Annotated in this window: 25 protein-coding genes; 9 read left to right on the top strand and 16 right to left on the bottom strand. The window is 60.2% G+C overall.

Going from position 1 to position 26096, the window contains the following annotated elements; translation table 11 throughout:
* Positions 1 to 23 precede the first annotated feature (23 nt).
* The 8 genes from AC3WQR_RS15200 to AC3WQR_RS15165 all read right to left on the bottom strand — a co-directional run bounded on the left by AC3WQR_RS15200 (position 24) and on the right by AC3WQR_RS15165 (position 10238).
* Positions 24 to 875: an Nmad3 family putative nucleotide modification protein gene (locus tag AC3WQR_RS15200; RefSeq protein WP_492742583.1), complete on the bottom strand. Its 852-nt coding sequence runs from the start codon at positions 873 to 875 to the stop codon at positions 24 to 26.
* Between the two features lie 155 nt (positions 876 to 1030).
* The gene (locus AC3WQR_RS15195) at positions 1031 to 2335 is read right to left on the bottom strand and encodes a 5-methylcytosine restriction system specificity protein McrC (RefSeq protein WP_492742581.1); all 1305 of its coding nucleotides are present in this window, start codon (positions 2333 to 2335) and stop codon (positions 1031 to 1033) included.
* A 4-nt stretch (positions 2336 to 2339) separates the two neighbouring features.
* A complete protein-coding gene (locus AC3WQR_RS15190) occupies positions 2340 to 3515 on the bottom strand; it encodes an AAA family ATPase (RefSeq protein ID WP_492742579.1) in 1176 nt (391 codons plus the stop codon).
* Positions 3516 to 4030: 515 nt separating this feature from the next.
* Positions 4031 to 6262: an Eco57I restriction-modification methylase domain-containing protein gene (locus tag AC3WQR_RS15185; protein ID WP_492742577.1), complete on the bottom strand. Its 2232-nt coding sequence runs from the start codon at positions 6260 to 6262 to the stop codon at positions 4031 to 4033.
* The gene (locus AC3WQR_RS15180; RefSeq protein WP_492742575.1) at positions 6259 to 7353 is read right to left on the bottom strand and encodes a DNA adenine methylase; all 1095 of its coding nucleotides are present in this window, start codon (positions 7351 to 7353) and stop codon (positions 6259 to 6261) included. The genes AC3WQR_RS15185 and AC3WQR_RS15180 overlap by 4 nt, the downstream gene beginning before the upstream one ends.
* Positions 7350 to 7589 (bottom strand): hypothetical protein, encoded by a 240-nt coding sequence (locus AC3WQR_RS15175; RefSeq protein ID WP_492742573.1) that lies wholly within the window; start codon positions 7587 to 7589, stop codon positions 7350 to 7352. The genes AC3WQR_RS15180 and AC3WQR_RS15175 overlap by 4 nt, the downstream gene beginning before the upstream one ends.
* A gap of 298 nt (positions 7590 to 7887) precedes the next feature.
* Positions 7888 to 9465, bottom strand: a complete 1578-nt coding sequence (locus AC3WQR_RS15170) for a protein NO VEIN domain-containing protein (RefSeq protein ID WP_492742572.1) — start codon at positions 9463 to 9465, stop codon at positions 7888 to 7890.
* Between the two features lie 131 nt (positions 9466 to 9596).
* Complete coding sequence (locus tag AC3WQR_RS15165; RefSeq protein WP_492742570.1) at positions 9597 to 10238, bottom strand: hypothetical protein; 642 nt, start codon at positions 10236 to 10238, stop codon at positions 9597 to 9599.
* Between the two features lie 250 nt (positions 10239 to 10488).
* Here AC3WQR_RS15165 and AC3WQR_RS15160 point away from each other — a divergent pair, with 250 nt between their 5' ends.
* The 8 genes from AC3WQR_RS15160 to AC3WQR_RS15125 all read left to right on the top strand — a co-directional run bounded on the left by AC3WQR_RS15160 (position 10489) and on the right by AC3WQR_RS15125 (position 19050).
* Positions 10489 to 12303, top strand: a complete 1815-nt coding sequence (locus AC3WQR_RS15160; protein WP_492742568.1) for a 3'-5' exonuclease — start codon at positions 10489 to 10491, stop codon at positions 12301 to 12303.
* Positions 12300 to 12992 (top strand): PIN domain-containing protein, encoded by a 693-nt coding sequence (locus AC3WQR_RS15155; RefSeq protein ID WP_492742566.1) that lies wholly within the window; start codon positions 12300 to 12302, stop codon positions 12990 to 12992. The genes AC3WQR_RS15160 and AC3WQR_RS15155 overlap by 4 nt, the downstream gene beginning before the upstream one ends.
* A gap of 1 nt (position 12993) precedes the next feature.
* On the top strand, positions 12994 to 13581 hold the full coding sequence (locus tag AC3WQR_RS15150; RefSeq protein ID WP_492742564.1) for a GIY-YIG nuclease family protein: 588 nt from the start codon (positions 12994 to 12996) through the stop codon (positions 13579 to 13581).
* A 68-nt stretch (positions 13582 to 13649) separates the two neighbouring features.
* A complete protein-coding gene (locus AC3WQR_RS15145) occupies positions 13650 to 15068 on the top strand; it encodes an HNH endonuclease (protein ID WP_492742562.1) in 1419 nt (472 codons plus the stop codon).
* Positions 15065 to 15655, top strand: coding sequence for a hypothetical protein (locus AC3WQR_RS15140; RefSeq protein ID WP_492742560.1), 591 nt, complete (start codon positions 15065 to 15067; stop codon positions 15653 to 15655). Before AC3WQR_RS15145 ends, AC3WQR_RS15140 begins: the two co-directional genes overlap by 4 nt.
* Positions 15656 to 15682: 27 nt before the next feature.
* Positions 15683 to 15832: a hypothetical protein gene (locus AC3WQR_RS15135; RefSeq protein WP_492742558.1), complete on the top strand. Its 150-nt coding sequence runs from the start codon at positions 15683 to 15685 to the stop codon at positions 15830 to 15832.
* A gap of 132 nt (positions 15833 to 15964) precedes the next feature.
* On the top strand, positions 15965 to 17779 hold the full coding sequence (locus AC3WQR_RS15130; protein ID WP_492742556.1) for an ATP-dependent nuclease: 1815 nt from the start codon (positions 15965 to 15967) through the stop codon (positions 17777 to 17779).
* On the top strand, positions 17776 to 19050 hold the full coding sequence (locus AC3WQR_RS15125; protein ID WP_492742554.1) for an ATP-binding domain-containing protein: 1275 nt from the start codon (positions 17776 to 17778) through the stop codon (positions 19048 to 19050). Before AC3WQR_RS15130 ends, AC3WQR_RS15125 begins: the two co-directional genes overlap by 4 nt.
* Before the next feature lie 362 nt (positions 19051 to 19412).
* Here AC3WQR_RS15125 and AC3WQR_RS15120 read toward each other — a convergent pair whose 3' ends face one another.
* The 3 genes from AC3WQR_RS15120 to AC3WQR_RS15110 all read right to left on the bottom strand — a co-directional run bounded on the left by AC3WQR_RS15120 (position 19413) and on the right by AC3WQR_RS15110 (position 21590).
* On the bottom strand, positions 19413 to 20480 hold the full coding sequence (locus tag AC3WQR_RS15120; RefSeq protein WP_492742552.1) for a helix-turn-helix domain-containing protein: 1068 nt from the start codon (positions 20478 to 20480) through the stop codon (positions 19413 to 19415).
* Positions 20481 to 20486: 6 nt separating this feature from the next.
* A complete protein-coding gene (locus AC3WQR_RS15115) occupies positions 20487 to 21128 on the bottom strand; it encodes a hypothetical protein (RefSeq protein ID WP_492742550.1) in 642 nt (213 codons plus the stop codon).
* Between the two features lie 339 nt (positions 21129 to 21467).
* Positions 21468 to 21590: a YgjP-like metallopeptidase domain-containing protein gene (locus AC3WQR_RS15110; RefSeq protein ID WP_492742549.1), complete on the bottom strand. Its 123-nt coding sequence runs from the start codon at positions 21588 to 21590 to the stop codon at positions 21468 to 21470.
* 386 nt (positions 21591 to 21976) lie between these two features.
* Between AC3WQR_RS15110 and AC3WQR_RS15105 the strand changes: the two genes are divergently transcribed.
* A complete protein-coding gene (locus tag AC3WQR_RS15105; RefSeq protein WP_492742547.1) occupies positions 21977 to 22255 on the top strand; it encodes a DUF3303 domain-containing protein in 279 nt (92 codons plus the stop codon).
* A 934-nt stretch (positions 22256 to 23189) separates the two neighbouring features.
* Here AC3WQR_RS15105 and AC3WQR_RS15100 read toward each other — a convergent pair.
* The 5 genes from AC3WQR_RS15100 to AC3WQR_RS15080 form a co-directional block, all read right to left on the bottom strand.
* The gene (locus AC3WQR_RS15100) at positions 23190 to 23693 is read right to left on the bottom strand and encodes a TubC N-terminal docking domain-related protein (protein WP_492742546.1); all 504 of its coding nucleotides are present in this window, start codon (positions 23691 to 23693) and stop codon (positions 23190 to 23192) included.
* The gene (locus AC3WQR_RS15095) at positions 23693 to 24898 is read right to left on the bottom strand and encodes an AAA family ATPase (protein WP_492742545.1); all 1206 of its coding nucleotides are present in this window, start codon (positions 24896 to 24898) and stop codon (positions 23693 to 23695) included. The genes AC3WQR_RS15100 and AC3WQR_RS15095 overlap by 1 nt, the downstream gene beginning before the upstream one ends.
* Positions 24895 to 25317 carry a hypothetical protein gene (locus AC3WQR_RS15090; RefSeq protein ID WP_492742544.1) on the bottom strand — a complete coding sequence of 141 codons (423 nt, stop codon included), beginning with the start codon at positions 25315 to 25317 and terminating at the stop codon, positions 24895 to 24897. Before AC3WQR_RS15090 ends, AC3WQR_RS15095 begins: the two co-directional genes overlap by 4 nt.
* Positions 25304 to 25750, bottom strand: a complete 447-nt coding sequence (locus AC3WQR_RS15085; protein WP_492742543.1) for a hypothetical protein — start codon at positions 25748 to 25750, stop codon at positions 25304 to 25306. Before AC3WQR_RS15085 ends, AC3WQR_RS15090 begins: the two co-directional genes overlap by 14 nt.
* Before the next feature lie 4 nt (positions 25751 to 25754).
* The coding region (locus AC3WQR_RS15080; RefSeq protein ID WP_492742542.1) for a helix-turn-helix transcriptional regulator at positions 25755 to 26096 on the bottom strand (342 nt) is incomplete at its 5' end.

Below are 26096 nucleotides of genomic sequence, written 5' to 3'. Positions count from 1 at the left end.
TTCGTGCCTCTCGCCGATCGCGTTCAATTGCCGTGCGTTTCGATGAGCCCACGGAGCCAGTCTTCCCCTTTCGGATGCTGGCCCATGTCGAGAATGAATTCCTGGCCTTTGCCCACGGTCTGCAGCCGCACGCGGTCGCCGGCGGGCTCCCACCGTGTTGGGGATCCGTGCATCGACATGGGCGGCATGTGCGCGCCGGGGGTTATCCAGGCGGGGAGGAGCCACCTAGAGCGGCTGCGCCCTGGTTCAGTCAATTGCAGCGGCGTCCCCCAACGCCGGAACAGGCCCGCGCCTGCGGCCCCAGTGGGCTGCCCGCGAACTGAGAGCGTTTCGGCGGCGACATAGAGGGTATTGTTCGCGCCGATGACGTCGCCATGCTGAACATGCGGATGGTCGGCCAACCAGGGATAGCGCTTTGCGACATCGGCCGGACTAGATACCTTGATCACATCACCGACTTGCAGCCAGCCGAACAGGCTGTGAATGTTCGGCGCACGTCGAACATAACGCCAGCGCCCCTGCTGCTGCTCGACCTGGCGGAACCAGCCGAAGAACAGGAACACATCGCCGACGCCCACGCCTTCGTTGGCCAAGTGAGACTGGGCAGAGCCCACTTGACCAAATGTCGGGCGCCAGCCAGCCTCGCGGAGCACGCTGCCGTCATGCAGATCCGGATCCAGATGGACGTTCTCTATGCCCGTCACCAGGTCGTTGAGCAAATCCGTGAGCGGCTTGCCGCGAAACGACAACTGTGTCACGGGCCGACCAAACCGCGAGGGAATGGGGAATGAGGTGATACCTCCATCGGGCAGGATCGGGCTGGCCACGCCGCCATACTGTGAGTCGAAGCCCTTGCGGCTGAAAATGATCTTCAAGATTGTTTCCAAATCAACGGCTGCCGCTCATTTCCATGCCAGCCTGAAGGTCATGAAGACGGGTTAGTCCGAGTTCCTCATAGATGCGATCACGGGTGCTAGACCAAATAGGGCCAGAGTCCCAGTCCAGGCTCGCGGGCATAGATCCTCGAAAGTTAAACGAAGGCGGTCGAGACTCCAACGGCCATGTTGGCAGCAAACGTCCTGAGGCCCCCTGTCTTGGAGATCAGACGGCTCTCGATCTGAACCCCCACGATCTGCACAGCATCCACCTGCACTTTTTCAAACACCGCGCAGGTGCCTACAGGTTTCGGTTTATTCCCTGGTAGAGCAGGGTAGGCGAGCACCACCAGGTTGCACGTCGTGGCCCTGGCAAAGGCCAGAGCCTCGTAAATGTCGGACTCTGAAATGCGAAGCTGGCCCTTCTCTACGTGGCCCTTGTACTTGGCATCCAGAAGCATTCTGGGCCTGGTGCCATCGGACTCGATCACGCAATCAGGGAACACTGACAGCTTGCTCGTGGCACCCGTGCTCATCTTGATCTTGCTGCCCAATGCGAAGCCCTTCTGAGGCACCACGGCGGAGCGCCCAAAGCCTAGCCGGGAGGCAATCGTCAAGAGGTCCTCCCAAACGCGCCAGGTGGCCACCAAGTAGCCAGGAGCATGGGCTTGGCCCTGTTTGTAGTTGAGGCCCAAGCCGCCGAGTACATCGACTGAAAGTTCGTGTAGCGGCTTCCAAGCCCTGTGTCTCGCTGAAATTGGCTTTCTGCGTCCTGCAGGAACGCTCTGAGGCGAAAGGTCTTCGATGAGTCGCACCAAGGAACCGGCGGCAAGGGGATCGCTCACTTCCGGCAGAAGCTCTTTGGCTGCAGCCACGACGTCTGCGTTCCAACCGTTGCGTCGATCAAATCGGATCAGTTCTTGCTCGAAGCCATCGGGCGAAGGAAATATGAGATCCAGAGGATCGGGATCTCCATCAATGCCGAAGTCTGCCTCCCGTACCCTCCGGTAGCTGCGTAGCGGACGGCGCTTGCGTGCGTCGTACATGCTCGTGATGGATCGGGCCACCAATGTGGAAAGGTCGCGCGGCGAGCCGCCAGACGCAGCGAGCCGCTCCGTTGCCAGCAGGCGACCATGGCGTGATAGCGTAGAGAGAAAGAAAAAATCCTCCCGCCAGGCGGTATCGGCATCATCAAGTCCCAAAAATTTCGGCGCCACTTCCAGTTCGAGCGATGGGGCCAGTCGGATGAGGCCCGCAAAGTCGATTGCACGCGCTCCATTGGCATCCACACTGATGGGGTTGTATTTCAGCCTCAGGCTCGACGCAGCACGGTTGCCAGCATCCGTCAGAACACCGTTGGCCTTGGCGCGATCTACCCCAAGGGCAGAGCCAATGGCACGGCTCAGGTCAACAGGTACGCCGTACTCGACAAGGGATAACCGCGTTCGAATATGAGCCATCACGCTACTCTCTGGCAAAGCCCCTCAGCGCAGGATAGATGTTGGCCTCAGAAAAGTTCGGGGGGCCTTCCAGCCTGAACCGAAGATCGTCTGCAAAGGTGGTCTCCGTGAGCTTGAATGGGTTGTAGCTGGGACCATCCAACGCATTGAGGACAGCGGCAATGCCGCGGGTGTCCCCAAAGAACACTTCCTCCACGTGAGCCCTCACCTTGGCCCAGCCCACACAGAGCACGACCAGCGCCTCTTGAAGCGCCAAGGTCTGAGGCTTCACGTCCGACATGAGTACTCCGTGCCCGATCTGGAACTCAGCGCCACGGCCCAAGGCAATTTGCTCGTTCACGGCCACCCAGGCACGTACCGAAGCCTCCAATGCATCGACGACAGCAACAGGGGCGTCGAGCAGTGGATCGGCGCCCCTGGCACCGAGGTCATAAAAATCCCTGAGGGCTTTCTCGTCGGGCTCCAACCGCAGTGGCTCCCAACGCCTCAAGAAAGCGACGTCCAGAGCCTCTACCGAAGCATCGGCCTGGTTCATAGCCGCCAAGATGAAGAGGTCGTGAGGCAAGGCGTACTCGACCACATTGCCATCGGCAGGATTGAGCATTTCAAAGTATTGAGTCTCGGCACGCTTGGTCCCGTCAGGTGCTAGGCGTTTGTCGGACTCGATGGCCACAATGGAACCGCCGAAAACCTGCACAGCCGGGCCACGGTTGATCTCATCGATGATCAGTAGCGCTGCGCCGTTGTCAGTCTTGGCGTGCTCACTGGCCCGATACAGCGTGCCTTTGACGATGGCAAAGTCAGGCTCGCCGTCTTTCTTGTTCACCGCAGGGGTGATGCCCGACACAAAGTCGCGATACTTAGAGTTCTGATGAAAGACCGTCCGAAAGACCTTGCGCTCCGTCTTCATGGGCGCAGGAATGTCTTTGACAGGACCTCCTGTAGCAGGCGGAATCGGAATTCCACCCACGGGGTTGAGCTTCGGTGGGCCGCCCGCAGGAGCAATGCCAAATGCTGTGTCAAAGGCTATAGCAACCTCTGCCAAGAGCTTAGATTTGCCGGTCCCAGGTGGACCAGACACCAGCACATTGCGTGAGCGGGCCAGCAGCTTTAAAGCCTGTTTGCATTCTTTACTTGCCATTGCAAAACCTACCCGCGTTTGTGAAGTCGCGGTATCCAATTACCGCTCGATTCGTTGCGCGCTGTGCATCTAAGCAATCCAGCAACTCTTGAGCCACTACAGGATCCCAAGTTCCTGTGGCGCGAAGAGTCGCCTCTTCAGCGAAGTATGGCCACACCGACTGGTCGTGAAGTTGAATCAGGAGTAGTAGGACTCGGTTGCCCAAGCCGCCTGGCGGTATTCGATTGGTATCAAAACAGGAAAACTTAGGAACCTGAGAAATCCACCCCTCACTCGGACGGGACCTCGTAGGCGACATGAATTCGGCTGCTCTTGAAACAGCCTGCGTTACACCTGGTTCGTGCCACCAGAATGTGCCTTGATGTACTGTCTTTCCTCGCTTTGTCACCTTCGTTGGAAAGATCAAGTCAACAACAGGCAATACTGCATCGTATGGAAATCGGAAGTCTCTCGCACCTCCCCCTGAAGCGGAATCATTTGACTCCCCGTCGGCCTTCCGTCGATCCCCCTCAACGATCTCCTTGTAAAGGATTCGCGCAACTTGATTCGCGCTGCTAGCCATGATTTCGAACTCCTTCTTCTTCGATTTCTTCGCCACCTAGGGCAAGCTCTGAGGGCACATAACCCACTGCCCCCAACTCCCGTGCCTCCATCGCACGGCGCGACCAAACTGTAGACCGGCTTGCGGTGCGCTTTGCCATCGCAGCCAAAACACTGTCTCTGGTGATCGTGGACTTTGCCTCTCCTGGAAGTCCGATTTGGCCCCGATCCAAAATCGGGAAGTCTTCGAGCACCAACTCCATGTCCCTCAAGTCGAGCCCATATGCCACGGCAACTTCGGCATCAATCTCACCTCGAAGCTGCGCCATGCGCTCGTAGGTTTTTCGGGTGGCGCCAGCTCCTTCAAGCAAGCGAATTTCAAGCGCAGCACTCACGAGCCTTTTCCACGGCAAGCCATCCTTGACGAGCTTGGGCATGGGCAAGCTTTGCAACAGAAAGTAGTTCACCGTAGTTGTGAGCACGCGCCGAAGCATCCAGTCAAAGGCAAAGCTGTTGGCAATGGACAGCCACACCAGAAGTCGCTCTTCCGAAGGGTCATCGGGAAAAAGGATCGTGGGCACCTTGTTGCCGCAGACCACACCCGCAGGAATTAAGGAGGCCATGAGCGAGCGCTCATTGGTCTGCCCCGCAATGTCGCAAAACCCCACCCGAAGCACAGCGGCTCGATGTTGGTTGGCCCGAGGCACATCCGAGAGACGAATCCAGAATTGAGGCGAGAGCCGTGAGCCCCCAATGGGGTAGGCTTCCCACAGGGCACTGCGACCCGTGCCGGAGACATGGCCCTTCACACCAAATCGGTGGGCCTGCACCATTCGGCCCTCCACCAAGGGCAGGCCCCCCGCAGTGGAAAAACTCAGGAATTTGGGCCGCTCCTTGGTCATATCGACCTCCCGGCAGAACTTCGGTGTCCAGCCGCAGCCAGGCTCTTCCCATGAGGTGCCAGCCTCAGAAATCTTCGAGAAGAGCTTCCACTCGGCAGGGCTTCTAACCTCAGGCAGGCTCAGGTCGTGCCTGATGGCTGCCAGTGCAGCACGGCCAATCATTGCGGTGCCCGTCGTTTCCAAGGCCGTGGGCGTGCCGCGCTCGTGGAGCAGTTGGATCGGTTCGCGTTTGATCTTTTCAGAACCCGCCTTCACCAGGGCCAGAGCCAGAAACTTAAAGCGCGTGTCGATGGCAAAGAACCTGGCGCGATTGTCGATGATCGACAAGGACACGCTCTGGCTGGCGTCAAAAATCTTCTGACGCATGGCCTGGGTGCCTTGCGATCGGATCAGCCCACCAGGGATGAGGGCTGCCACGATGCCCTGCGCTTTGCAGAGGTCAAAGAAGAGGTCCGTGAAGGCGATGTAGAGGTCAGGCTCCCCATAGCCAAGGTCGGGGTAGCGTGCGAGCAGCCTTCGAGAGTAGATCGCGACCTCCTCACGCTGGGCAGCAAACCGCTCTTCATCGAGCCCATGAATCTGAGCTCCGTAGTGCCGCTGTGTGCCCGTGGACCTCAAGAACTCGTGTCGTGAGAGCTTGACCTTCTCCCAAGGCGGGTTGCCAATGACGGCATCAAAGCCCTCAGGTGCCATCGCTGCCCAGACTTCGCGATCAGCCATCAGGCTGTCCCCACAGTACCAACGGGCTCTCATGAATTTGAGGGCCGCCAAGTCGTCGGTGAACGAGGCCAGGCTCAGAAGGGCTGCACGAAGGGAGTTGGCCGATAGGTCTGCAGCGCACACTCCATGAGAGAGCCAATGGGCGGTCTTGGCCCGATCCATGCCACATACAGCATGGGTCAAGGCAGCCAGCAAAATTCCCGCGCCACTTGCAGGATCAATCACCTTGCTCTTGTGAGTCAATTTGGGCGCCGCAAGCTGTGCAAGGCGTGTGGCCAAGCGAAAGTCGGTGTGATAGGCACCCGTGCTCTTTCGGTCCTGCTCTTGCAAAGCTTCACGTGCCAAGGCACTAAGGGCCAAGGAGGGGTGGATGGGTGTCCGTTCAATGGCGCTGGCTACGGTCGCAGCAAGCTCCAAGAGCTCGGCTGCAGGCTTCGTGCTACGCACCCCGAAGGCCTCGTGAAAGGCAGCCAGATCAAAGCCACCAAAGCGGGCAGAGGCGGCCTCCAATACTTGAAGCCGAAGCTCAAAGCTTGCAGGCCCATGCCCGCCACCCACAGCCCTGGTTAGAGCTGCTTCTGCTGGGGCCAGGTACTCAGCTTCAACCGGCCGAGGAGCGCTCATGCATAGCTCTCCACCAGGATGGGCTTGGTCGCCTTGAGAGACTTGTTCTGGTTCTTGGGAAGTTGACCAAGAGGTCGCTCCACCACCACCAAGAATTCGTTCACATCCGAGGCCGTGCTACTGGCGGCCTTGTTGGGTCGGTAGCGACCGATGGCTCCCAGCGGGTGCATGGTGAACTTGCCGATCGTCGAGAGCTCGGCCTTCATGTCCTCCATGCAGATGTGCCCTTCGCTGCTGTACGACAGCAGCACCTTTTGGGCTTTCAAGTCGTTCACCAGACGGGAGAGCGTCTTGAGAGCTCGGGTCTTGTAGCAAAAGTCCGAGGCACGGTCCTTCCAAGGCCGAAGACCCGCAACGCCCTCGACTTCGGGCTCATCGCCCAGGGCTACAGTTTCAAGGATGTGATAGTAGCTGGCGTACTGCCGCTTGGTGTACGGAGGATCGAGGTACACGAGGTCTTGGGGACCGTTGGGCACGTCGAAAACATCGCCCACCATCGCCTCCACTCGCACACTGGTGGATTTGAGCTCCCTGCACCGCATGGCGATCTTCTCTTGGGACTGGTTGGTCCACTTGGAGAGGAAGCAACCAAAGGTGCCCGCAATGTTGGCCACACGGTTCAAAGCTCCAAACATGTCCGCAATCAGTAACCGCTCTTCGACCTCGTCGATGCTGCCCGCCTCGCTCCACCCCGCGATCAGTGCCCGCATTGAATCGATTCGACCTGCGTTCTCTTCGGTGAAGTACCTGCGTTCGATGCCGCACGAATCAAACGAGGCAGGGCTGTACATGCTCCACATGAAGCCGTGCACAGCTTTTGCAGCGTTGAGCTTGGCGATGGCGTTGGCGTAGCCTCCGAGCTTCTTAAAGGCTGCCTGCTCCTGGCTGATGAGCCGTGCCCCAGCAGAGATCACCGCAGAGTGCAGGTTGTCATTGATCCTCACGTTCCAGCCAAGCTCAGCAGCGGCTTCGGCCACAACGCCCGTCCCGCAGAAGGCATCCACAAAGAAGGCCCCCTCTTTCGGGGGGGGCATGTAGGCGGCGATCTGATCGACGAGTCTGGACTTCGAGCCGATGTAGCGAAAGGTCATGCTGCCGCTCCCACGTGAGCCCTATGGTCTGCACGTGCCCGCTTGTGGGTGGGAGATGGGGCTGCTTTTTGGCCTGCTGGCACGATGCCCTTGCGGTCGCAGTATTTGCCCAGCAGCACTTCGAGCATGTTCACCATGCTTCGCTGCTCGTGGTCAGCGGCCTCTTTCAACGCCTGCTTGAAGGTTGGGGAGACTCGCAGGTTCAAGGTCTCGCTTTTGGTGTCAGTGAATCGCATGGGATGCCCCGCAAGTGTCTGTGCAGTTGCGTTAGTGTACAGACGTCCAGCACTTTGTCACGGCCACCGTCTGGCAAAACGGAGATTGGGTTTGGGCGTATGTATAGGAGCCGGCTGCAACGAGGGTTGAAGTCCCATCAGCGCTGAAGAAACACACGCCATTCGAGTGCGTTCATTTCAATGCTCCATTGATGAAATAGAAGTCTTTGAGATGCACGTGCAGCCGGCATCACGTGACTCGCACCGCGCGGCTCGATGCTTTTCGGGCACCTTGAGGCCTGGGTCAGCCGACGACAGGCTAGAGAAATGCGCGCACTGCAATCAACTCCTGGAATTGCAGGAGCTGCCCGCCGGCACTTCGCCAGGATTCACTTTCTGCGTGAAAGCGGAAGATATGCGCCAGTGGCCGCTGTGTGAGTGCCCCAGTGACCACGAAGATCACGTAACGTTCACGATACTCCTGCAGTTTCCGGTACTCGTTGGGCGTCAGCTCCACGTTCACCCCCTGACCAGATAGCCCCTTGACCTCGACGCGCAGTGTGCCTTCGACGTCCTCGGCTTCAATGTCCCATCCGAGAGCGGCCTTGGAGACGTCGATGCTGCCGTCGTAGTACCTCAGGGCCATGTCCATTGCGGCCTTTTCGACGGCCAATCGCTTCTCGATGTCCGTCTGGCGTGGGCTGCCCCGAGGTTTCCCGCCACCGGCACCGGCGCGCCGGTTATCGATGCTGGCAACCAGCGCGCGAATCTCCGCGACCTTGTCGGGGTGCTCATCGGCGTACCAGAGAGGAGATTGCCCTACGCCGCCCGACACGGTCTGCGCTGTCGGCATGACTACCGTGCGATCCGCTACAGGCAGAACCACGGCATCAGCCTTCTCCGCTCGGATGGACGCTTCGACCGTGAGCCCAGCCCGGCGGTGCGAGTAAGTGGGTTGTCGATGAACCCGGGCGTGCTGGTACCAGCCAACCACCTTCAAAACGTCTTCCGCCGGATCGCGGGAGAAGAACACCACCAGGACCCCGTCAACATGGTCGGCGCCGGCTGGCGCTCCTAGCCGCTGGACGGAAATGCTCGAAGAGCGGGGGATATAGCCGTAGACCTTGCCGCCGGTATCGGCGAAGTTCCATTGTTCGTGGGCGTTGGACGGCGAGTTGCCGAGGCGTCCGAAGTACGCGAAGTTGCCGGCAGAGACCGGATCGTCGGCGGCCCTGCCTTCGTAGCGCTTCATCCAGGCGATGTTGATGGCCAGAAAGGGACCGTCGCTGGGCCGGCTGCCGCTTGCGTCCCTCTGTTCAGAGTGGTGGCCGCTTTCCCACATTTCCCATCTCGCCCGCGCGGCCGCAATTTGTGCTGGCGTCGGTGTCCACGGCTGGTCACCACGCAAAAGGACTGCATATTCCTCGCCGGTGGTTTCGCCGGGCACGATCACCACCCGCCACGGGGTGCGATCGGCGACGCGGAATTCGACCTTGGACGTCACGTCTTGAAAGACGAGCTGCTCTGCCGCGATGCGGTTCACCTGCAGGATTCCCAGGAGTGGCGCGTTCTGCCCGGCACTTTCCCTCAAGATCGAAGACCTCCGCTCGGCTCGCGCGGCCTCGCCCGACTTCCAGGGCTTGCCGCTACGGCGCTCCTCAGCGTCGAGCTTCTCGACCGTCAGCCAGCGCTCACGATCGACAATATGGATGTCTTCCGCCCAGACGGTCATCACCGAGCTGCGGCCCGTGCGGCGCCACGACCAGCTGTACGGCTCTCCTTTTATTCTCCAGTCCACGCCTGCGCGCTGCAGAACATCTGTCACGTTCTTGTCGGCGCGCTTCAGCCGCTCTTCGTCCATGTCGGCAAAAACCACGGGATCGATTTCTTGTTTCATGCACTTCTTTTTTCTCAGCACGGCGGCTGTCGTAAACCGGAATCAAGCGAAGTGGAGGAGCCTCCTTGGGCAGGCGCTGGAGCTTGAACATCCTGGTTCATTCCTCCTGAGGCTTGAAGAAAATCGCCGCCTCATCCCTGTGGCAAAAGCCATGCAGCGATTGGCGGCCTGCCGCCAAAGCGGGTAATTTCTGCGGCGATAGCGTCCCGCCCCTCTTTCAAGCATTGGAGATTGAGCTCCAGATACGGCAGATATTCCTGTTCAACCGGCTGCACACCTGGATAGCGCGCGATTTCTTGCAAGTTTTCAGCTGCCGCTTTAAGCCGGTATCTGATTTCGAGAACTGATCTAACGGCAAGATAGCTCGGCAATCGATGAGCTTCAACAGCGTCCGCTGCGGCCACATACCCGTCGAACTGTTCATCATCGTGCCATTCATTGGCCCACTCGATGGCGTCTGTCTTGATCGCTTGATCTGCTTCGAGGATCTGCACAACAGCGACATCCAGTAGGCCAAGCACCACAGAAAGGTCGCGCTGGGCGGTGCTTTGAGCCAATTGTTCTTGAAGTTCAAGATTCCGCCTGGCCTGTTGATCCCCAATCCACACGGCAACGAGGATCGCGGCAACGGAGCCGATCGCCTGGACCCAAGCCGCCGCAGTTTGGCCAAAGGCCACCCCGTTGATCAGCTCCCCTCCATACGCTCCGACTGCATTGATGTAGGACGCAGCAGCGACCACCGCAAGCCAGAAAGCCCTCAACTTCCATTTCATGTCTATTTCTTTCATCCGAGGATGGATTCGACGCTTTGTCGCTTGTTCTTGAGTGTCGATCGCCGATCGGTCCATGAGCGCCTGCGAATGAGTGGCTGCTGAGACTTGGCCACGAAGGTTGAAAACGTTGGCACAGGAATCCGCAGGCGCGCAACCACATTGGCGCTCAATGTGCTTGACTGTATCTGCATGTGACGGTACGTTGCGGTCTCTCCTTGTCCCTGTCGACTGCCGGGCGACCGAATCTTCCATGGCTGTCTTGATTCCCGCGTTAAGCACCTGCGTCGCCCGCATGACGTCCGGCGAGCGCCGCCTGGCGGAGCGCTTGCAGCAGAAACTCGATGAAGACTACCTGCTGTGGTTCGACGTTCCCATCGGGCCCAGACAGTGCCACCCCGACTTCGTCGTGCTGCACCCGCGTCGCGGCTTGTTGATCCTCGAAACCAAGGACTGGCGCCTGGACACCATCCAGAAGGCCAGCCGCGGTGACTGGCTGATTGCGCCCGACGGCGTTCTCAAGAGCGTTCCCAATCCAATCGAGCAAGCGCGCCATCAAGCGCTGCAAGTCGTCGATGCCCTCAAGCGCGATGCGCAGCTGATCCAGCATGAGGGCAAGTGGCAAGGCATGCTCACCTTCCCATGGAGCTATGGCGTCGTCTTCACGCGCATCACGCGCAAGCAGTTCGATACCGCCGGCCTCGGAAGCGCGATCGAGCCCAACCGTGTGGTCTGCTCCGATGAAATGCTGGAGGACGCCGAGCCAGAGGCTTTCCAGAGCCGGCTTTGGGACATGTTTCCGCAGCTCATGCGCGGCACGCTGTCGCTGCCCCAGATCGACCGCGTGCGTTGGAACCTCTTTCCCGAAGTGCGCGTCCCCGAGCAAGGCGCACTCTTCGACGATGAGGACGACAAGGCAGCCATCCCGGATTTCTTGCGTGTGATGGACCTGCAGCAGGAACAGCTGGCGCGCAGCCTCGGCGACGGCCACCGCGTAATCCACGGCGTGGCAGGGTCCGGCAAGACCATGATCCTGGGCTATCGCGCCGAGTACCTGGCCAAGGCCGCCACCGACCTGCACAAGCCGGTGCTCGTGCTTTGCTACAACGAACCGCTGGCGGTCAAGCTGCACGCCACCATGCAAGCCAAGGCATTGGCAGACCGCGTCCATGTTCGCCACTTTCACAAATGGTGCCGGGATCAGCTGGTCGCGTTTGGGCAACCGCTGCCGCCCAACAACCTGGCAGTGGGCGCCAAGATGGACCAGATGGTGCGCAACGTCATCGACGGCGTCGACCGCAAGATGATTCCGTCAGGCCAATACCTGGCGGTGCTGGTCGACGAAGGCCACGACTTTGCGCCCGAGTGGCTCAAGCTGGTCACCCAGATGGTCGACCCCACGACCAACAGCTTGCTGCTGCTGTACGACGATGCCCAGAGCATTTACGACAAACGCCGGGGCAAGCCCTTCAGCTTCAAGAGCATGGGCGTGCAGGCGCAGGGCCGCACGACGATCCTCAAGATCAACTACCGCAACACCCGGCAGATTTTGCAGACGGCGAGCGCGATGGCGACCGAGCTTCTGCGGCCTCAAGAGAAGGACGACGACGGCGTGCCGCTGGTCCAGCCGGTGAGCTGCGGCCGGGACGGACCGGAGCCCATCGTCATCGACTTGCCGAGCACCCGGGCGCAGGCTGACCGAATCGCGGAACTCATGGCCAGTGCGCACAACGAAGGGCACGCCTGGGGCGACATGGCGGTGCTGTGTCGAAGTTGGGCGCTGATGGACGAATGCGCCAAGGCCCTGGACCGCCGTCGCTTGCCGCACAAGGTGCGCAAGGGCACGAACGATTTTGACCCCGCCGCCGACACCATCAAGGTGATGACGCTTCATGTCAGCAAGGGGTTGGAATTCCCGGTCGTCGCGGTAATGGGTGCGCGCCAGGCGGTGTCCGGCCAAGAAGTGCTCGACAAGGATGACGACGCATTGGAGGAGATGCGATTGTTCTATGTCGGCGCGACCCGCGCGACATCCCGGCTTATCGTGGCCAACGCCATCCGGCAGTGACGAAGACCTACCTGCTGATCGATCTGCAGAACCGGCAACCTGCGCCGGAACACGTCGCGTCTTGGATGGGGGCCAACGGCGAGGCCTGGATCTTTTACGGTGAACATGAGATCGGTCTGCTCGCGCAATACATGGAACTGGGCGATCGAGTTTCCCTTGTCGACATTTCCAAGCCTGGAAAGAACTCGCTCGATTTCCACCTGGTGCTCTATCTGGGCTACCTGGTCGGCCGGCACGAACCAGGGGCGAGTTTTGTGATCGTCGCTGCCGATGGGGACTACGACCCCGCGATCGTGCATGCCCGATCGAAGGGGCGGCAGGTCGAGCGTGTGGAAGTCTTGGGCGCGCCTGTTGAAGTCAAATCCCTGACACCCCAACGGGCAACTTTGTCGCCGCCCCCGCTTGCGTCGGACCCTCCGGCCGGCAACGCGGTCGCGCGCACCCCACTCGCGCTAAAGGTCAAGAAGTCGAAATCCGTCGTTCAGATTTCCGCTGAAATTCTCAAGGACTTTGTTGAGGCGGGAAGGCCAAAAACGTTGAGTGCACTCGAAAAGAGAATTCAGTGGCGTTTCGGACCGAAACCCGCACCTGAAAAGGTCGCTGATGTGATGTCCGCACTGGCTGCGTCGGGCGTAATCAGGATCGCTGACGGATCGCTGAAGTATGGGGAGCGAATCGTTCGCGACTGAGGTGGAATTCAAACAAATGGCTCATCTTTCTCTTCAGCAGCAACAGTTCCTTGCTGCTCACAAGATCTCCCCTTCGCTTGTGTTCGATGGCTCAGGATTGAGTGCATCAGACAGGAAAGCGGAGATGAAACGCATGGGCCGCTTCTTTTATTACGGAGGCTCCCCATGCAGGTCTGCTGGCCACACGTTGAGAACAAAAAGTGGGCATTGCATCCAGTGCGATACATCCAAAATCTCCTTCCAGCTCCGAAGTGCAGCCGCAGGCTATGTCTATCTGGCACGCTCGCCTGCAACAGAGTACATAAAAGTCGGCTTCAGCGAAGCCGACCCCGATCTACGTACGAGTTGGATTCGGCAAGAGGGTTACGGCAATATCCGAGACTGGGAGATTGATCGGAGCGTGAAGCTTGAAAAGGATGCGGGGAAAACTGAGTTTGGGATTCACGCTGCACTTGCCGAATTCCAGCATTCCGTTCGATACCAAAAGACTGCAGGTCTTGTTGTTGAGTGCCGGGAGATTTTCAAATGTTCTCTCGCGAAAGCTAGGGAGGCCTTTGAGTTGGAAGTCATTCGATACCGAGCTTCGTAGTTGGCAGGCTTCGTCTGCCACCGCGCAAAAATAAACGATTGAACTCAAAAACTGCAGGATAAAAACGTATGACCTTGACTTCCGCCCAAAAAAGAAAATTGGAGGATGAAGCGCTCAAAGCTTTTTTGGGCAGCGTCGGCACACTGGAGAACGGTTTTCGAGTTAATACCTCGGCAGGCCAAGTGTCCGCGGTCTATTGGAGCGCTCTGGACCCAAGCAATGAGGTGGAGATCGCATTGGCGCCTGCCCGCCTGACCCAGCACTACGACGCTCGAACCCTCCATGCCTGGCTCGAGCTTTTGAAAATCGAGCATCCATCGCCCTGTGCCATTCACAAACATGGAAGCGACTGGCCCATCTTCGGGTTTACCTTTGCCGCTGCGCTAGGGTTCTTGGGGGAATGTTGGCAGATGCGCAAGGGCCTGCTCTCGCCGAGTCGCCTAAAGGCGATCCGTGCGCAGTTGGCAATGCGAACGCCCGAGCACGATGCGGCGGCGGACGTCGAGATGGAACTCGCGCGGCTTCTACCGACGAAGCCCTATGCGGTGATCGATCTCGTTCGCTCGGCCGGGATCTCTGTTGAACCGTGGCACATGAAGATGGATGGCACGCCGGCTGTGAATCCTCGCAGCAATCCTGCGTACTGCTACAACTGGTCGTTTGGAGGCGCGCAGGAGCCCGCGCTTGCATGCTTGTGGCATGCCTCAATGAAAGTAGTGGACGGGAGTATCTCGATTAGCGAGAACTTGCGCGATCTGGGGCTGCGATTGGAGCGGATAGCCAAAGACCCGATCCGCCTCAGGGAGCACAGAGATCGCGCGCGGCAACAGGCGGCGCGAGCTCGGAAGCTCGACGATCTCATTCGCCGATGTGCAGACGCCGGTCAGGAGATTCGTGTCATCGTCAATGAGGGCGATATGCGCAGCGAGGCTGACTTGGGTGAAGACAGCTCCTTCGTGCGGGTGCGCCTACTAGATTCACAGCCGTGGCAGGTCGCTGCCTATGACCCACACACGGGCGCATGCACGCTGCGGCGAGTCACCAAGGCGCGCTCGAAAGCTGCCCGTGACCCCGAGATGGAAGCCACGGTGCGGTTTGCTGATCAACACGATCTGGGCTCGGACCGACCCGATCGCGTGAACGTGACGTCCACTGCGGTGCGCCGAGATCGTGCCGTGCGCATGGCGGTGCTGGAGCGCGCCCAAGGCCGGTGTGAACTCTGCGACGTTTCGGGGTTTGCCATGGCTGATGGCCGGCTCTATCTTGAAACCCATCACGTTGAACCCCTAGCCGAGGACGGCGCCGACAGGGTTTCGAATGTCGTAGCCCTTTGTCCAACGCACCATCGTGAGGCTCATTACGGTGCCCGGCGGGCGCAACTGCGAGCAGAACTGGAGGAACTGCTGCTTCTGATGCAACCTGCCAAAACGGAGGAGCCGCAATTGCTCCGCGGCCTAGCGCAACAGCAGGCAAGAGAAGTGTCATGAACAACTACGGTGAAGAGTGGGCGTACTGGTACCTACGGCTCAACGGGTTCTTTCCGCTGGCCAACTTCGTGGTTCACAAGGACGAGGTCGTGAAGCATCGAGCCGACGTGGACCTACTTGCCGTCAGACCGCCCCACGTGTTCGAACAAGTGGGCGGCCAAGTCGACGATTGGGATCCGTTGTTGACGAATACCTTTGACTTGTCGCGCACGCTTGGCCTAGTGTGCGAGGTGAAGACCGGAGGCTTCGACGATCAGAAGCTTTTCCGCGACGACATTGTCGATCGGGCCGTGAAGCGCCTCGGTTTCATGCTCTTGGAAGAAGCGGACGCAGTCGTCGATCAGCTTCGAACCAGCGCCGTCGTCCAGGCGGGATCGGCGACCGTGGCGAAGGTGCTGTTCACGACCGAACCGCACCCCGACAATGGCTACTTGAACATCACGCTGGACCAGATCGAAGCGTTTGTTGAGGCGCGTGTGCGTTGCTACCCCCACGAGAAGTACATGTCGCGCATGTTCTTCCCGTCGCATCTGTTCCAGGACGCCATCCGCCGCGTGTACCGCGAGATCGATGGGAACCCTGGCTGAGCCTGCCGCCAGTTGCTCCGCCACGCCATGTACGACAAGGTCCCCGTCAAAGTCCTTGAGCAGATCTTCACGCTGCTTGAGCGCAAGAACCAGTGCCGAAACCCGGGGTCGATCAATGGCTTTGCCGACGTATGTTCAGCAATCGCTGGACGTTCCGCTGGCAGCTCGATGACATGATCCGGTGCATCGACAGCCCCTGCCATTTCGTAGTCGTGCGGCCGTCCGCCTGCAGTACTGGGCCGGCCGTGCCCGAGGGCTGGGTGCACCACAATGGAAGGACATCCAAAACGCAAAAAGCGGAAGGACTCTATGCAACTGGCGTCGCTGAGCATCCGAAAATTCCGTGGCATTCGGGAAGCGGATATGACGCTGACCGAGCACAACGTGTTCATCGGTGCCAATAACAGCGGAAAGACGACTGTCATCGAGGCGCTGGCCCTGTTGTTCGGTCGGGACCGAATGGTGCGATCTCTCACAGAGCACGACTTCTACGGCGGCAACCCCGGGCCGACCGATCGCATCAGGCTGATCGCCACCATCGTCGGGTTCAAAGGCAACGACGCATCGAAGCACACCGACTGGTTCGGTCCCGACCGAGCCGTGCCGAAGTGGCTGCACGCAGAAACCGGCGAGCTGTTGCCGGAGCCGGCGAGCTCGAAGTCTGTTTTGGCTTGCCAGGTGGGTTTCGCGGCGCGCTTTGATCAGATGAGCCTTGATGTCGAGACTGTTCGCTATTTCGTGGACGACGTCGAAGTGGACGTGTTCGAGGACGACTCCTACCCGACCGTCCCGTCACGGCTGCTGCGGGAGGTAGGGTTCTTTCTTGTGCCAGCCAGCCGCACCTGGGATCGGGTAATTTCATTTGGCAGTGAGCTGTTTCGGCGCGTCATCACCAGCGGCGATGGGCTACCCTCGCAAGCCATCTTGAGTGAGCGGGACAGGCTGCGGACACCAGCAAACCCGGTAGAGGCTGATCCCAAGCTGGCCCCGATCGTGGATGAACTCAATGAAGAACTGAGGGGATTCTTCCCCCAGGCTCCGAGCTTGCGGTTGCGATTGACCTCAACGGACAGTGACGGGGTGATGGAATCTTTGGTGCCGCACTTCGCGTTTGGGGATGCGGCTCCGAACATTCCCGCGCGGCGGCACGGAACGGGCCTTGTCTCGATGCAGAGCTTGCTGTTGCTCTTCCATTTCGGACGCCGCCGCGCTGCGGCTGGCCAAAGCTTCTGGATGGCACTGGAAGAGCCAGAGCTCCACATTCCTCCCCCGCTTCAACGGCGTGTCGTGCAGAGGCTGCAGTCGCTCTCGGCCCAGACCTTCATCACATCGCATTCGCCCACGGTAGCAGGCGTCTCCGACCCAAAGGCGTTGCATGTTCTTCGCAACGTAGGCGGCAAGCTGACCTCGACCCCACTAAGCACCGCATCATCACTGGCAAGCGACGCCAACCCGATTCGACGACTATTTGAGATCCATCGCCAGGAAACGATTGCTGCCTTAATGCACGACTGCCTGCTGATCCCGGAGGGCACGATAGACGTCGAGATTCTCAATCTGATGGCTATGGCTGTTGATTCCAGCCAGACCTGGGAATCTGGTTCTGACTCGCGGTTCCTCACGCACGTTGGTATCGTGCGGACGACGGATGCCCAGGTAGTCCCAACCTTTAGGCGACTTCAACCTCTGCACCCTTGCATCATCTGCCTGGTGGATGGTGATGATGCTGGAGACGGGTACATCGCAGGACTGTCGTGCGGTTCGCCGCCGCCATCCAAAGCATTGCGATGGCCAGACGGCTGGGCCATCGAAAACGCCTTCGGGTGGGTTCTCGACGGTGATCCTTCCCTCGCGATGACCATCGAGGGCATTGAACCTGCCGCTATGGACACTGCCGACTTGGTCGCCCGTTTGAAGTCCAAGGACAGAAATGCTGGAGGGCTGAAACAGGACCGGCCCGCTTATGAGGCCGTCGCCCAAACCATTGCCAGATCGGAACCAGCTCGCTTGAGGGGCTTATCACTGCTGAACGCCATGGCGTCTGAGTGCCTGGGTAACGATAGCGAGATGTTCGTCGATCATGCCCAGATCAACGACCTGCGCGTGCGGATCTTTGTGTCATGACGCCATGGGCGGTCAGTGGCGCAGCAGGCTACGGCAAGACCTACCGGCTTCTTCAAAGGACCACTGAAGAACTGCAATCGTGCCCTCTGGGGCCGGGCCAGGCAGTCCTGGCGCTCACGTTCATGCATGGGGCTCGACAACGGCTCGAGCAGAAGCTCCGGGCAATCGCTGAACTGCGAGGAAAGTACCAGTGCGTGACCGTGGACGGCTTTGCACGTTCATTGCGATGGCGCTGGCGATTGTTGGCTAGAGGGATTGGCCAACCGTCGACCGACACCGTGGACTTCGATACCCAATGCTCTCTCGCAGCGGAGTTGGTGATGCGACCAGTCGTCGGCGGCTGGTTGGCAATGGGCTATCCGTGCATCCTGCTGGATGAGGCTCAAGACCTCGACCCACATCGCCTGCAGCTCGTCAAGGCGCTGTCGACCTGCAGTCGTATGCTTATCGCCTTCGACGATTTTCAGTGCCTCAGACAGGAGCTTCGGCCCAGTCCGGTGTCAGTCTGGCTTCCCACGGTATGCGACCCGGAGGTGCTGGCGAAACCTCAACGTTGCAAGGTGCCTGCGCTGCTTGATGGCGCGACAGCCCTGCGCTCAGGCCTCCCGCCGGTAGAAGGCCCTGGTCTGAAAATCGCCGAGTGTGCGAGTGCGGGTCAGGCGGCAGCGCTGATCGCTGCCACTCTTCACTACGCAAGATTGAAGTTGCCCAATAGCAGCGTCGCGGTGATCACGCCATCGCGCAAGGCCGGATACGCCGAAGAGCTCGTCGAGTTGGTGTCGACAAAGCCATGCGGAAAAAGCAAGTTTGGGCCATTCAAGCTGAGGTGGGAGGCCGGCGAGTCGCCATTCCTGCACAGCGTTGAACAGATGGCGTTCGACGGCGTGAAGCCCTGCGAGGAAGTTCTGCAGACGCTGCTTTCGACTGAAGAAGGTACTGCTCGGGATGCTCTTGCGCGGTGGGTCATCCGTCAACGCGACGTGGCCGGCCGTGAGCACATCGGTTTTTTTGATTTGCTTGGACAGACACGCAGGATTCTGGCTGTGACGCGGGCTCGGGCGAATCGATCCGATAGCGGTCGTCGCGCGATCACTGTTCACCAAGCCAAGAATCGGGAGTTCGACATCGTCATCGTGATCTGGCCCTACACGGTTGCTCAGGACAACGAGGGCAAGCGGCGGCTTCTGTACAACGCCGTGACCCGCGCCAAGCTTCAATGCTCGGTGATCGTGCAAGGTGTAGGCAGCACAGGCAAGGCGCCATTTCAATAGAGCGTCTCACGGTCGCGCTGTCCCTCAGGCGGTTCGGAAGTGCTCCGGCGCTTCGCGAGAATGGGTATGCTTCTCCCCCAGCGACGCAGCATCGAAGCAGGCGAAACCCGCGCCATCAACGTGTTGATTTCCATGGAATCCTGACCCGGTATTGGGTCGCTTCTGGATGGAAATCAACACACCATCCTCACCGCGCGCTCACGGACCTCGGGCGAGAACTTGTTCGACTTGTTCATGGCTTCATATTCTCAAGAGTTGAAGCCTCTTCAAAACCCTGGGGCGATTCACGACGCCAAGCCGTTGCAGATGACTTCAATCTTGCGAGCAACGCCCCCGCGCGCGCTTACGGAGAAAATGGGCTCTCAGACGATTGCCAGCGTTGGCCTTTGACGCGGGATTTCAGCTGGTTGCTGCATCACCAACTCGCCGACCAGCGCCTCGATCTCGTCCGCTGGAACATGAAGTGACTTTGCTATCGAATCTCTGGTGACGCCTTCTTTCCAGAGTTCTGCGAACACCATGCGCCACAGCACAGACTTCTCCCTGGGCCGCCCGTCGGGCTCGGATGTTCGATAACCCCGATGACTGATTTGCTTGCAAAGATCTCGATAGTGCCAATCAGAGATGAGTTTGGCATCGAAAGCCGTTCGAGCTAGGGCAGCGACAGAAACGCCCCAACGCGATTTCGCAGCTACCAGCTGCTCCAGGGATCGGACTCGCTGCAGATGCCCGATGAGATCCCCCCGATTGATAAGAAACGCCGAAGCAAAAGCATCCGCGTCGCGTTCAACATCGCGACTGCTGCTGGCGCCGTGCATGTGCAACACCAGATGTCCAAGTTCGTGCGCTGCGTCAAAGCGACCGCGCTCAGCGGACTTGAATGTGTTCAAAAACACAAAGGGTACGTTGTTCCGCCAGCACGAAAATGCGTCTACATTTTTATGCTGCTCAGCCAGCGCAAAAACGCGCACGCCTTTGGCTTCGAGCAGCTTGACCATATGCTCGATGGGCTGGGCGCCAATGCCCCAGTGGCTCCGCAGGGCCTCGGCCGCCGCAATCGGATCTTCGTCTCGTAGATCCAAGAGTTGAGGTTCCGGAAGGGAGAACTTCTGGGACACCCATTGATGAAACTCGAAAGCAATGGCGCCAGCCGCCAACGCAGCGTCCCGCTGACGCGCCGTCAAGCTGGACAAACTGCGAAAACTCACTGCCTCGGTCGTCAGTTCCTCGCAGTCATTCAAATAGAAAAACTCGACCGGATACTCCAAGGCTTCAGCGAGCGCGCGGACTGTGTCCATGCCAGGCTCCCCGGTATCACCCACCTCCAAGCGGGTGAGAGTCACCGCAGTAATTCCGGACTTCTCAGAAAGTTCCTTCTTGGTAAGTTGACGCCGCTTTCGTGCAATCGAAAGCCGGTTAGCGTTGAACATACGTAATCACTTCTTTGCAATCCGAACTTCAAAGTCGCCGTTGTCGCCATCATCCGGGCGCTGCGTGTCGGTGGGGGTCGGGTCGAGATCCTCGTCGACGACAAAGATGCGTTTGCTGAACCCGTCGAGCTGCGCGCCCTCAAACACTTCAGGGCAAGAAACCTCCGCACGCAGTTTTTTCGCCCCCGTACTCACGCACAGCATCCATACAGTGGGCACTACACCGCTGGGAGTCGAAGTGGCCTTCGCCGGAGCATCGAACAACTCAACCTGACGCCCGTCATGGATAAGCTTGCGAGAGGCTTCCCCCTTGCCCGAGATGGCTTGCGGATCCCGCTCAGTGCAGGCCGTGTCCACATTCTGGAAGCAAAGCTGGATGCCCAAGGTGTGATTGACGGTGGATTCCACGTTGCCGGCGCGGCTTACGCGCCAGCCCTGAGGCAGCAGCTCCAGGCGAATCTGGCGCACGCCTCTGATGTAGGCAAACATTCCCGGTGTACTGCACGGATCGATTGCCAAAGCTTCCGCTTTCGCCGCGGCGACCGCTTTGGCAACGACGGTGACGATTTCTGCCGTGAGCCCAAGCGCACCAAGTTCTTGGCGCACCTGCCACGGCTTGTCGATCAGGATGGGATTGCGATCCAGCATTTGAACCTCGTGTTAATTTTCTCGTCCTACATTGTAGGTTGAAAAAATTAACATTGGGGAAATTTTCTCTCCCAGCATCAAAGGAACGCATTTCCTGAGCCGCCCGACCTCCTCCAACCGAGAGAGAACGCGACCGCGGCATAACCACGAGCATTCCCTGTGTCCATCGCCAAAGGCTCCATCAGCGTGCTCATCGGCCGGTCCAGCCGTGCAACGCGCCATAGTTGGTCACGGGCGTGGGCGCGAAGGGCATTTGGCATGCCGCTGCCCCTTTTTAAGTCTCTGGCCGATGTCGCCGACAGCGCAGGGCGCTCTTGCCTATCGTAGGCTGGAGTCCCTCTAGCGCCCCCCATGTGCGGCAAGCCAGGCCCTGCGCTGTCCGAAATCCGGCATCGCGCGCTCGACCGGCCGCCAGTACCCCGGCGTGTGGCGCGGCTCGTGCAGGTAGGCCATCTCGTGCACCACCACCTACTCCGCGACGCGCGCAGGGGTGGAAGCCGATACCTTGATGGACGGGTGCAGTTCCTGTTCCTACTGGCCGTGTGCCACCAGCCGCTGGCGAGCTTCTAGCCCCTGATGCCTTCGGCCGTTGAACGACGCTGCGCCTCTTGATTGAGTACTGAAAACAAAGGTTAACAAAAACCCTTATAGACGAACCGTTTCGAACCTAAGCTCAGCTCTCCACTACGGCCAAAGGCGAGCCCATGACGTCTGCGGTTTGTGGTTTGTGGTTTGTAGATTTGGGCGTGATCGACTATCGATGACTCGGGGTCTCATCCAACACCCGGTGATGCTCGCGCGGCACTCGCACGCATCGCACCTTCAAGTGCCAGAAGCGGAAGAACATCATGCTTTTCATTGGCCATTGGCGCATTGCTTCCGGCAATCGCAACGCTGTCATCGAGCGCTTCGCGAAAACAGGTGGACAGCCCCCAAAGGGTATTAAGCTGCTCGGGCGCTGGCACGATGTGGCTAACGGCACAGGCATCAGCATCAGCGAGGCAGACGATGCTTCCGCGATGGCACGCTGGGTTCTCGAGTGGTCCGATCTGATGGACATGGAAGTACATCCAGCCTTGAACGATGAGCAGCTGGGCGCCGTGCTAGCCGGACTTCAACCAAAGTAGCCCGTTGCTTTTAGGCGCGGGCAAAGTGAGCGACGTCCCCACCCCAGCCGCGCCTTCTTGGGCGCCTAATCGACCAGCGTCAGCCCGCGAGGCGGGTGCGCTGCGCCTCAATGGGTTTTCGCAGTTTGTGCACTGCATAAAAAAGGATTGGCGCGTCGATTCGCAGGCATCAGAAATGCCTCTCAGCGACCGAGTCGCCGCCTTGGCACATGCATTCGCGGGACAAGCATGCGACCCGCTCGTTCATTGTTTTCCTCCCTCTGTAGCGGCAAAGCCGGCATCGAACGCCGCGAGAGCGGCCACTTCGGCGGGCCTCGGTGAAGGGGCCGCATGCCCTGCGTGGACGCGGACATATGAAACCTATGGAAGGATGCGCTGCAACCCGCACAGATGCAGGGATGGACCACATACTGCCGACCTTGCGTTCCCGTTTGCACCCCTGCGTTGCAGTGGTGCCTCTCGCGCCAACCACGATGAGCAGCCGCCCGTCTGCCCCGGTCGTAGCCCACGAAATGATGACAAATTTCCCAAGTGGGGTCCGAGAAAGCGCTCATGTGCAGTCCACTACCGAACGTTGCCGTGGGGCAGCCAGCCCCCGAAGCACCCAACGAGAACGAACTGTTGGTGGGGGCGGGCGTCGCGTGTTTCGGAATCATGTGCAGCTGCATCGGTTCACCTGCTGGATCATCAAGGCTTCAGCCAACCGTCTTCCCACCTGTGAAGAGGTGGACCGCGCGATTACTTTTCGTGTCCTGCGAGGAGGGGGGTGACCCCGTGTGGAGAGAGGCCTACGGGCGCGAGCCTGTCGAAGCAGGAGGCCGTCTTTGCATGCTATTCGGGCTGCCTAACAAGATGATCCGCAGCGAGCTGAGCTCGGGACAAAGGTGCGTTTACGAAGCGGCGGCGGCGCTCTACGCCAAGCGCGCATAAGGGACTAGGTTCGCGGATCCTCCTTGGTCCGCCCTGCGTCGAATCCGGCGTAGCGCTGGGGCAGCGCCAGCAGGCTGGCCGGCAGAGCCTGGGTGCCTACGGCTGCGCGCCGCCACGCGCCGCAGCGCCGGCCGCTCAGGTGTGCGCACTCCAAGCACAGCCGGCGGTCGTCGCCGTCTCGATCACGAACCACCAGCTTGTCAGCCAAGGCTTCAGCCTCGATCAGGGAGAGCCCCTGGTCGGTGAACCTCACCAGGCGCACGGTGAAACGGCCGATCTCGGCGCCGTTCATTGCGTTCGAATGCGGCCAGCACCAACGGTCAAGATCAGCCCCGGGGTTGTTCTCGACCGCCAGCCAGCGCATCAGGTCCGCCTTGCGGGCACGGATCAGTTCGCGCAATTCGTCCGTGAGAACGCTCGCTGGCGTCACCTTCAAGGCTTGGCCAGTCGCTGTCAGGGACAGGCCAACAGCGCGAAGGGTGTCGATGAAATCCTGTACGGGCGCCATCAGAACACCTCCGCATCTTCGGCATCAGACTCGCCATTCAGCGGGCTGCTGCGGGTCGCAAACTGCTCAACTTGCTCAACTTGCTCAACTTGCTCAACGTTGGAATGTTGAGCAAGTTGAGCACCTTGGGTGCGCGGCGGGGGCAGTTCCCAGTACGAAGTCCCGCCAGGGCCTTTCGTCTTGACAACCCGCAGTGCTTCATCCGCCCGCCTTACCGACGCCCAGGACACGCGCGCACTGGCGGCTGCCGTTCTCACAGTGTTCGAAGGTGTCGGGCCATTGGCCAGAACCTGCCGAACGAAGCGGGCCGCGGCATCGACAGCGCCTTTGCCTTCCGCGCCACCCTTCTCGTTCGGATCGGTGAACAGTTCCTGCGCCGTGCCGGCTACAGGTTGTCCCCATTCGATGCGGCTCGCCGGAATGCCGGGGAGCGCCTCGGTTTGCTCGATGCGGTATTCGAAGCCACCATCGTCCGGCCCGATGTTGGACTTGCCCCGCGCCAGGATCCGGCGATCCTCGCCGGCCTCGCCCTTCACCTTCGCGGCCACCAGCACGACGCGGGCCACGGCCGTGAAGGCGATCGAGCCCACGACTCGGGCGGCGGGATCCGTACCGGCGCCACCCTTGCTGAAGTGGCTGATGCCCAAGACTGACGTGTCGAGCCGGCTCGCGAGATCGACGAGAGGTTGCAGAGCGCGGCGCACCTCGGTGTTCTTGTGGCTGTCGCCAGCCACGGCGGAAACGACAGGATCGACGATCAGCAGCTTCACACCGCCGATGGCGCGAGCCTGCCGTTCGAGGGCCGCCATGTCGCGTGCCGGATCGAAGGACTGCACCTCCCCGTTGATCCGGGTGCCGCTCACAAAGTAGCAGCGGCTTGGATCACCCTCGGCCGCGATCAGCCGAGGCAGCAGGGTGTCCTTGGGATCGTCTTCACCGCTCCAGATCAGCACATTCCCCGGGGCACAGGCGGGGCCATCCGGCCAGCGTCCGCCGCTAGTGACGATTGCCGCCAGGGCGATGGCCAGGGTCGTCTTGCCCTGACCGGGCGCGCCCGCAAGAATGTGCAGCTTGCCGAGCGCCATCCACGAGAGCCACAGCCACCGGATCGGCTCGGGTTTCAGATCAGCGCCATTGACGAGTACCACTTCGTCAAGCTCTGGGACCTGCGGCATGGCTGCCCACAAGGGGGTGTGGTCCATCATGCAACCTTGCGCGCAAGTTTGATGCGCTGCTTGGCAAGGTTTTCGCGGGCCGCGTCCGTGGGGCCGATGGCTTTGCCCTTCGCGCGGTCGTACGCGATGAAGTAGAGCACTTCTTGCTCGAATTCGACCGCCGCGCGCAGCGCCGTGCGGGTGACGCCAGCCGCAGGCGGGGGGCGGCGCGTCTTGCCATTCGCGGGGAACAGGTCGGCCATCGTCACCCCGAGTTCGGTGACCACCTCCTGCGGGGTGCAGCCCGCGAAGCAGTGCAGCAGGACTCGGCCGTCTTCGCCTTCCTTGATCGACAGCGAGGGGCCGCGGTCGTCATGCGCCGGGCAGCGCGCGGAGAACCCGCGCGCGGAGGGCTTGACGGATTCGAGCTGTTGCAGGATCTGTTGAAGGAGGGGGCTAGGCGGCGACATGGCTGTCGCCGATCGTGTTCTGCTGCAGAAAGCGCTCTGCAGCGTCGATGCCGTTGAAGGTCTCGACGACGCGCCCCAGGCACACCGCTTGATAGGCGGTCCGGTAGCCGACCGTCTTTTTGCGCAGCAGCGCACAGCCAGTCATGGCGAAACGCACTGCCAGAGCGTCGAAGCGCGCCTCGTCGGGGTCGATCTGCGCGCGGAGCTTGACAACCTGCGCCTTGGCCGAGAGGCCCTCGAGCAGGGCATTTTCGAGAAAGCGGCAGAAGATCACCAGCGTGTAGCCCTTCAGCGAAGCCACCGTGACCGCCAGCTCTTCCTCAGGAGCGACCTTGCTCGAGTGGAGGCGAATGAGGTAGGCGCGGATCAGGTGCCGGCCCTCCTTGTATTGAACCGTACGCAGCGCTTTCTGTGGATCTTGGTTGGTGGTCATGACGTTACGCCTCCGCCTGGGCTGCCAGCCATGCCGTCACGTCGCCCGCGCGCCAGCGGGTGCAGCGGTTGCCGAGACGCACCGGCCGGGGGAAATCGTGGCGTGCCAAGCGGCGGTATACCGAGGACGGCGACAGCCCCGTCAGGGCGCAAACGTTCCTCAAGACGAGCAGCGCCTCGGCAATCTGCGCCACGTGCAGGGGTTGAGGATTGACCGTGCCGCGCTTGGGGCGGGCGGCCTGCGGCTTGGTGATCGGTGCTGCGTGCATGTGAGCCTCCATGAATGAACAGGAGGCCATCTTCGAAAATCGGCAGCACTCGGAATAGATGGGCGGGTTCAGAAAACC

The sequence above is a fragment of the Variovorax sp. FW305-3-2-15-B-LB1 genome (genome assembly GCF_058787635.1).
This window is presented reverse-complemented; position numbering and strand designations above follow the sequence as displayed.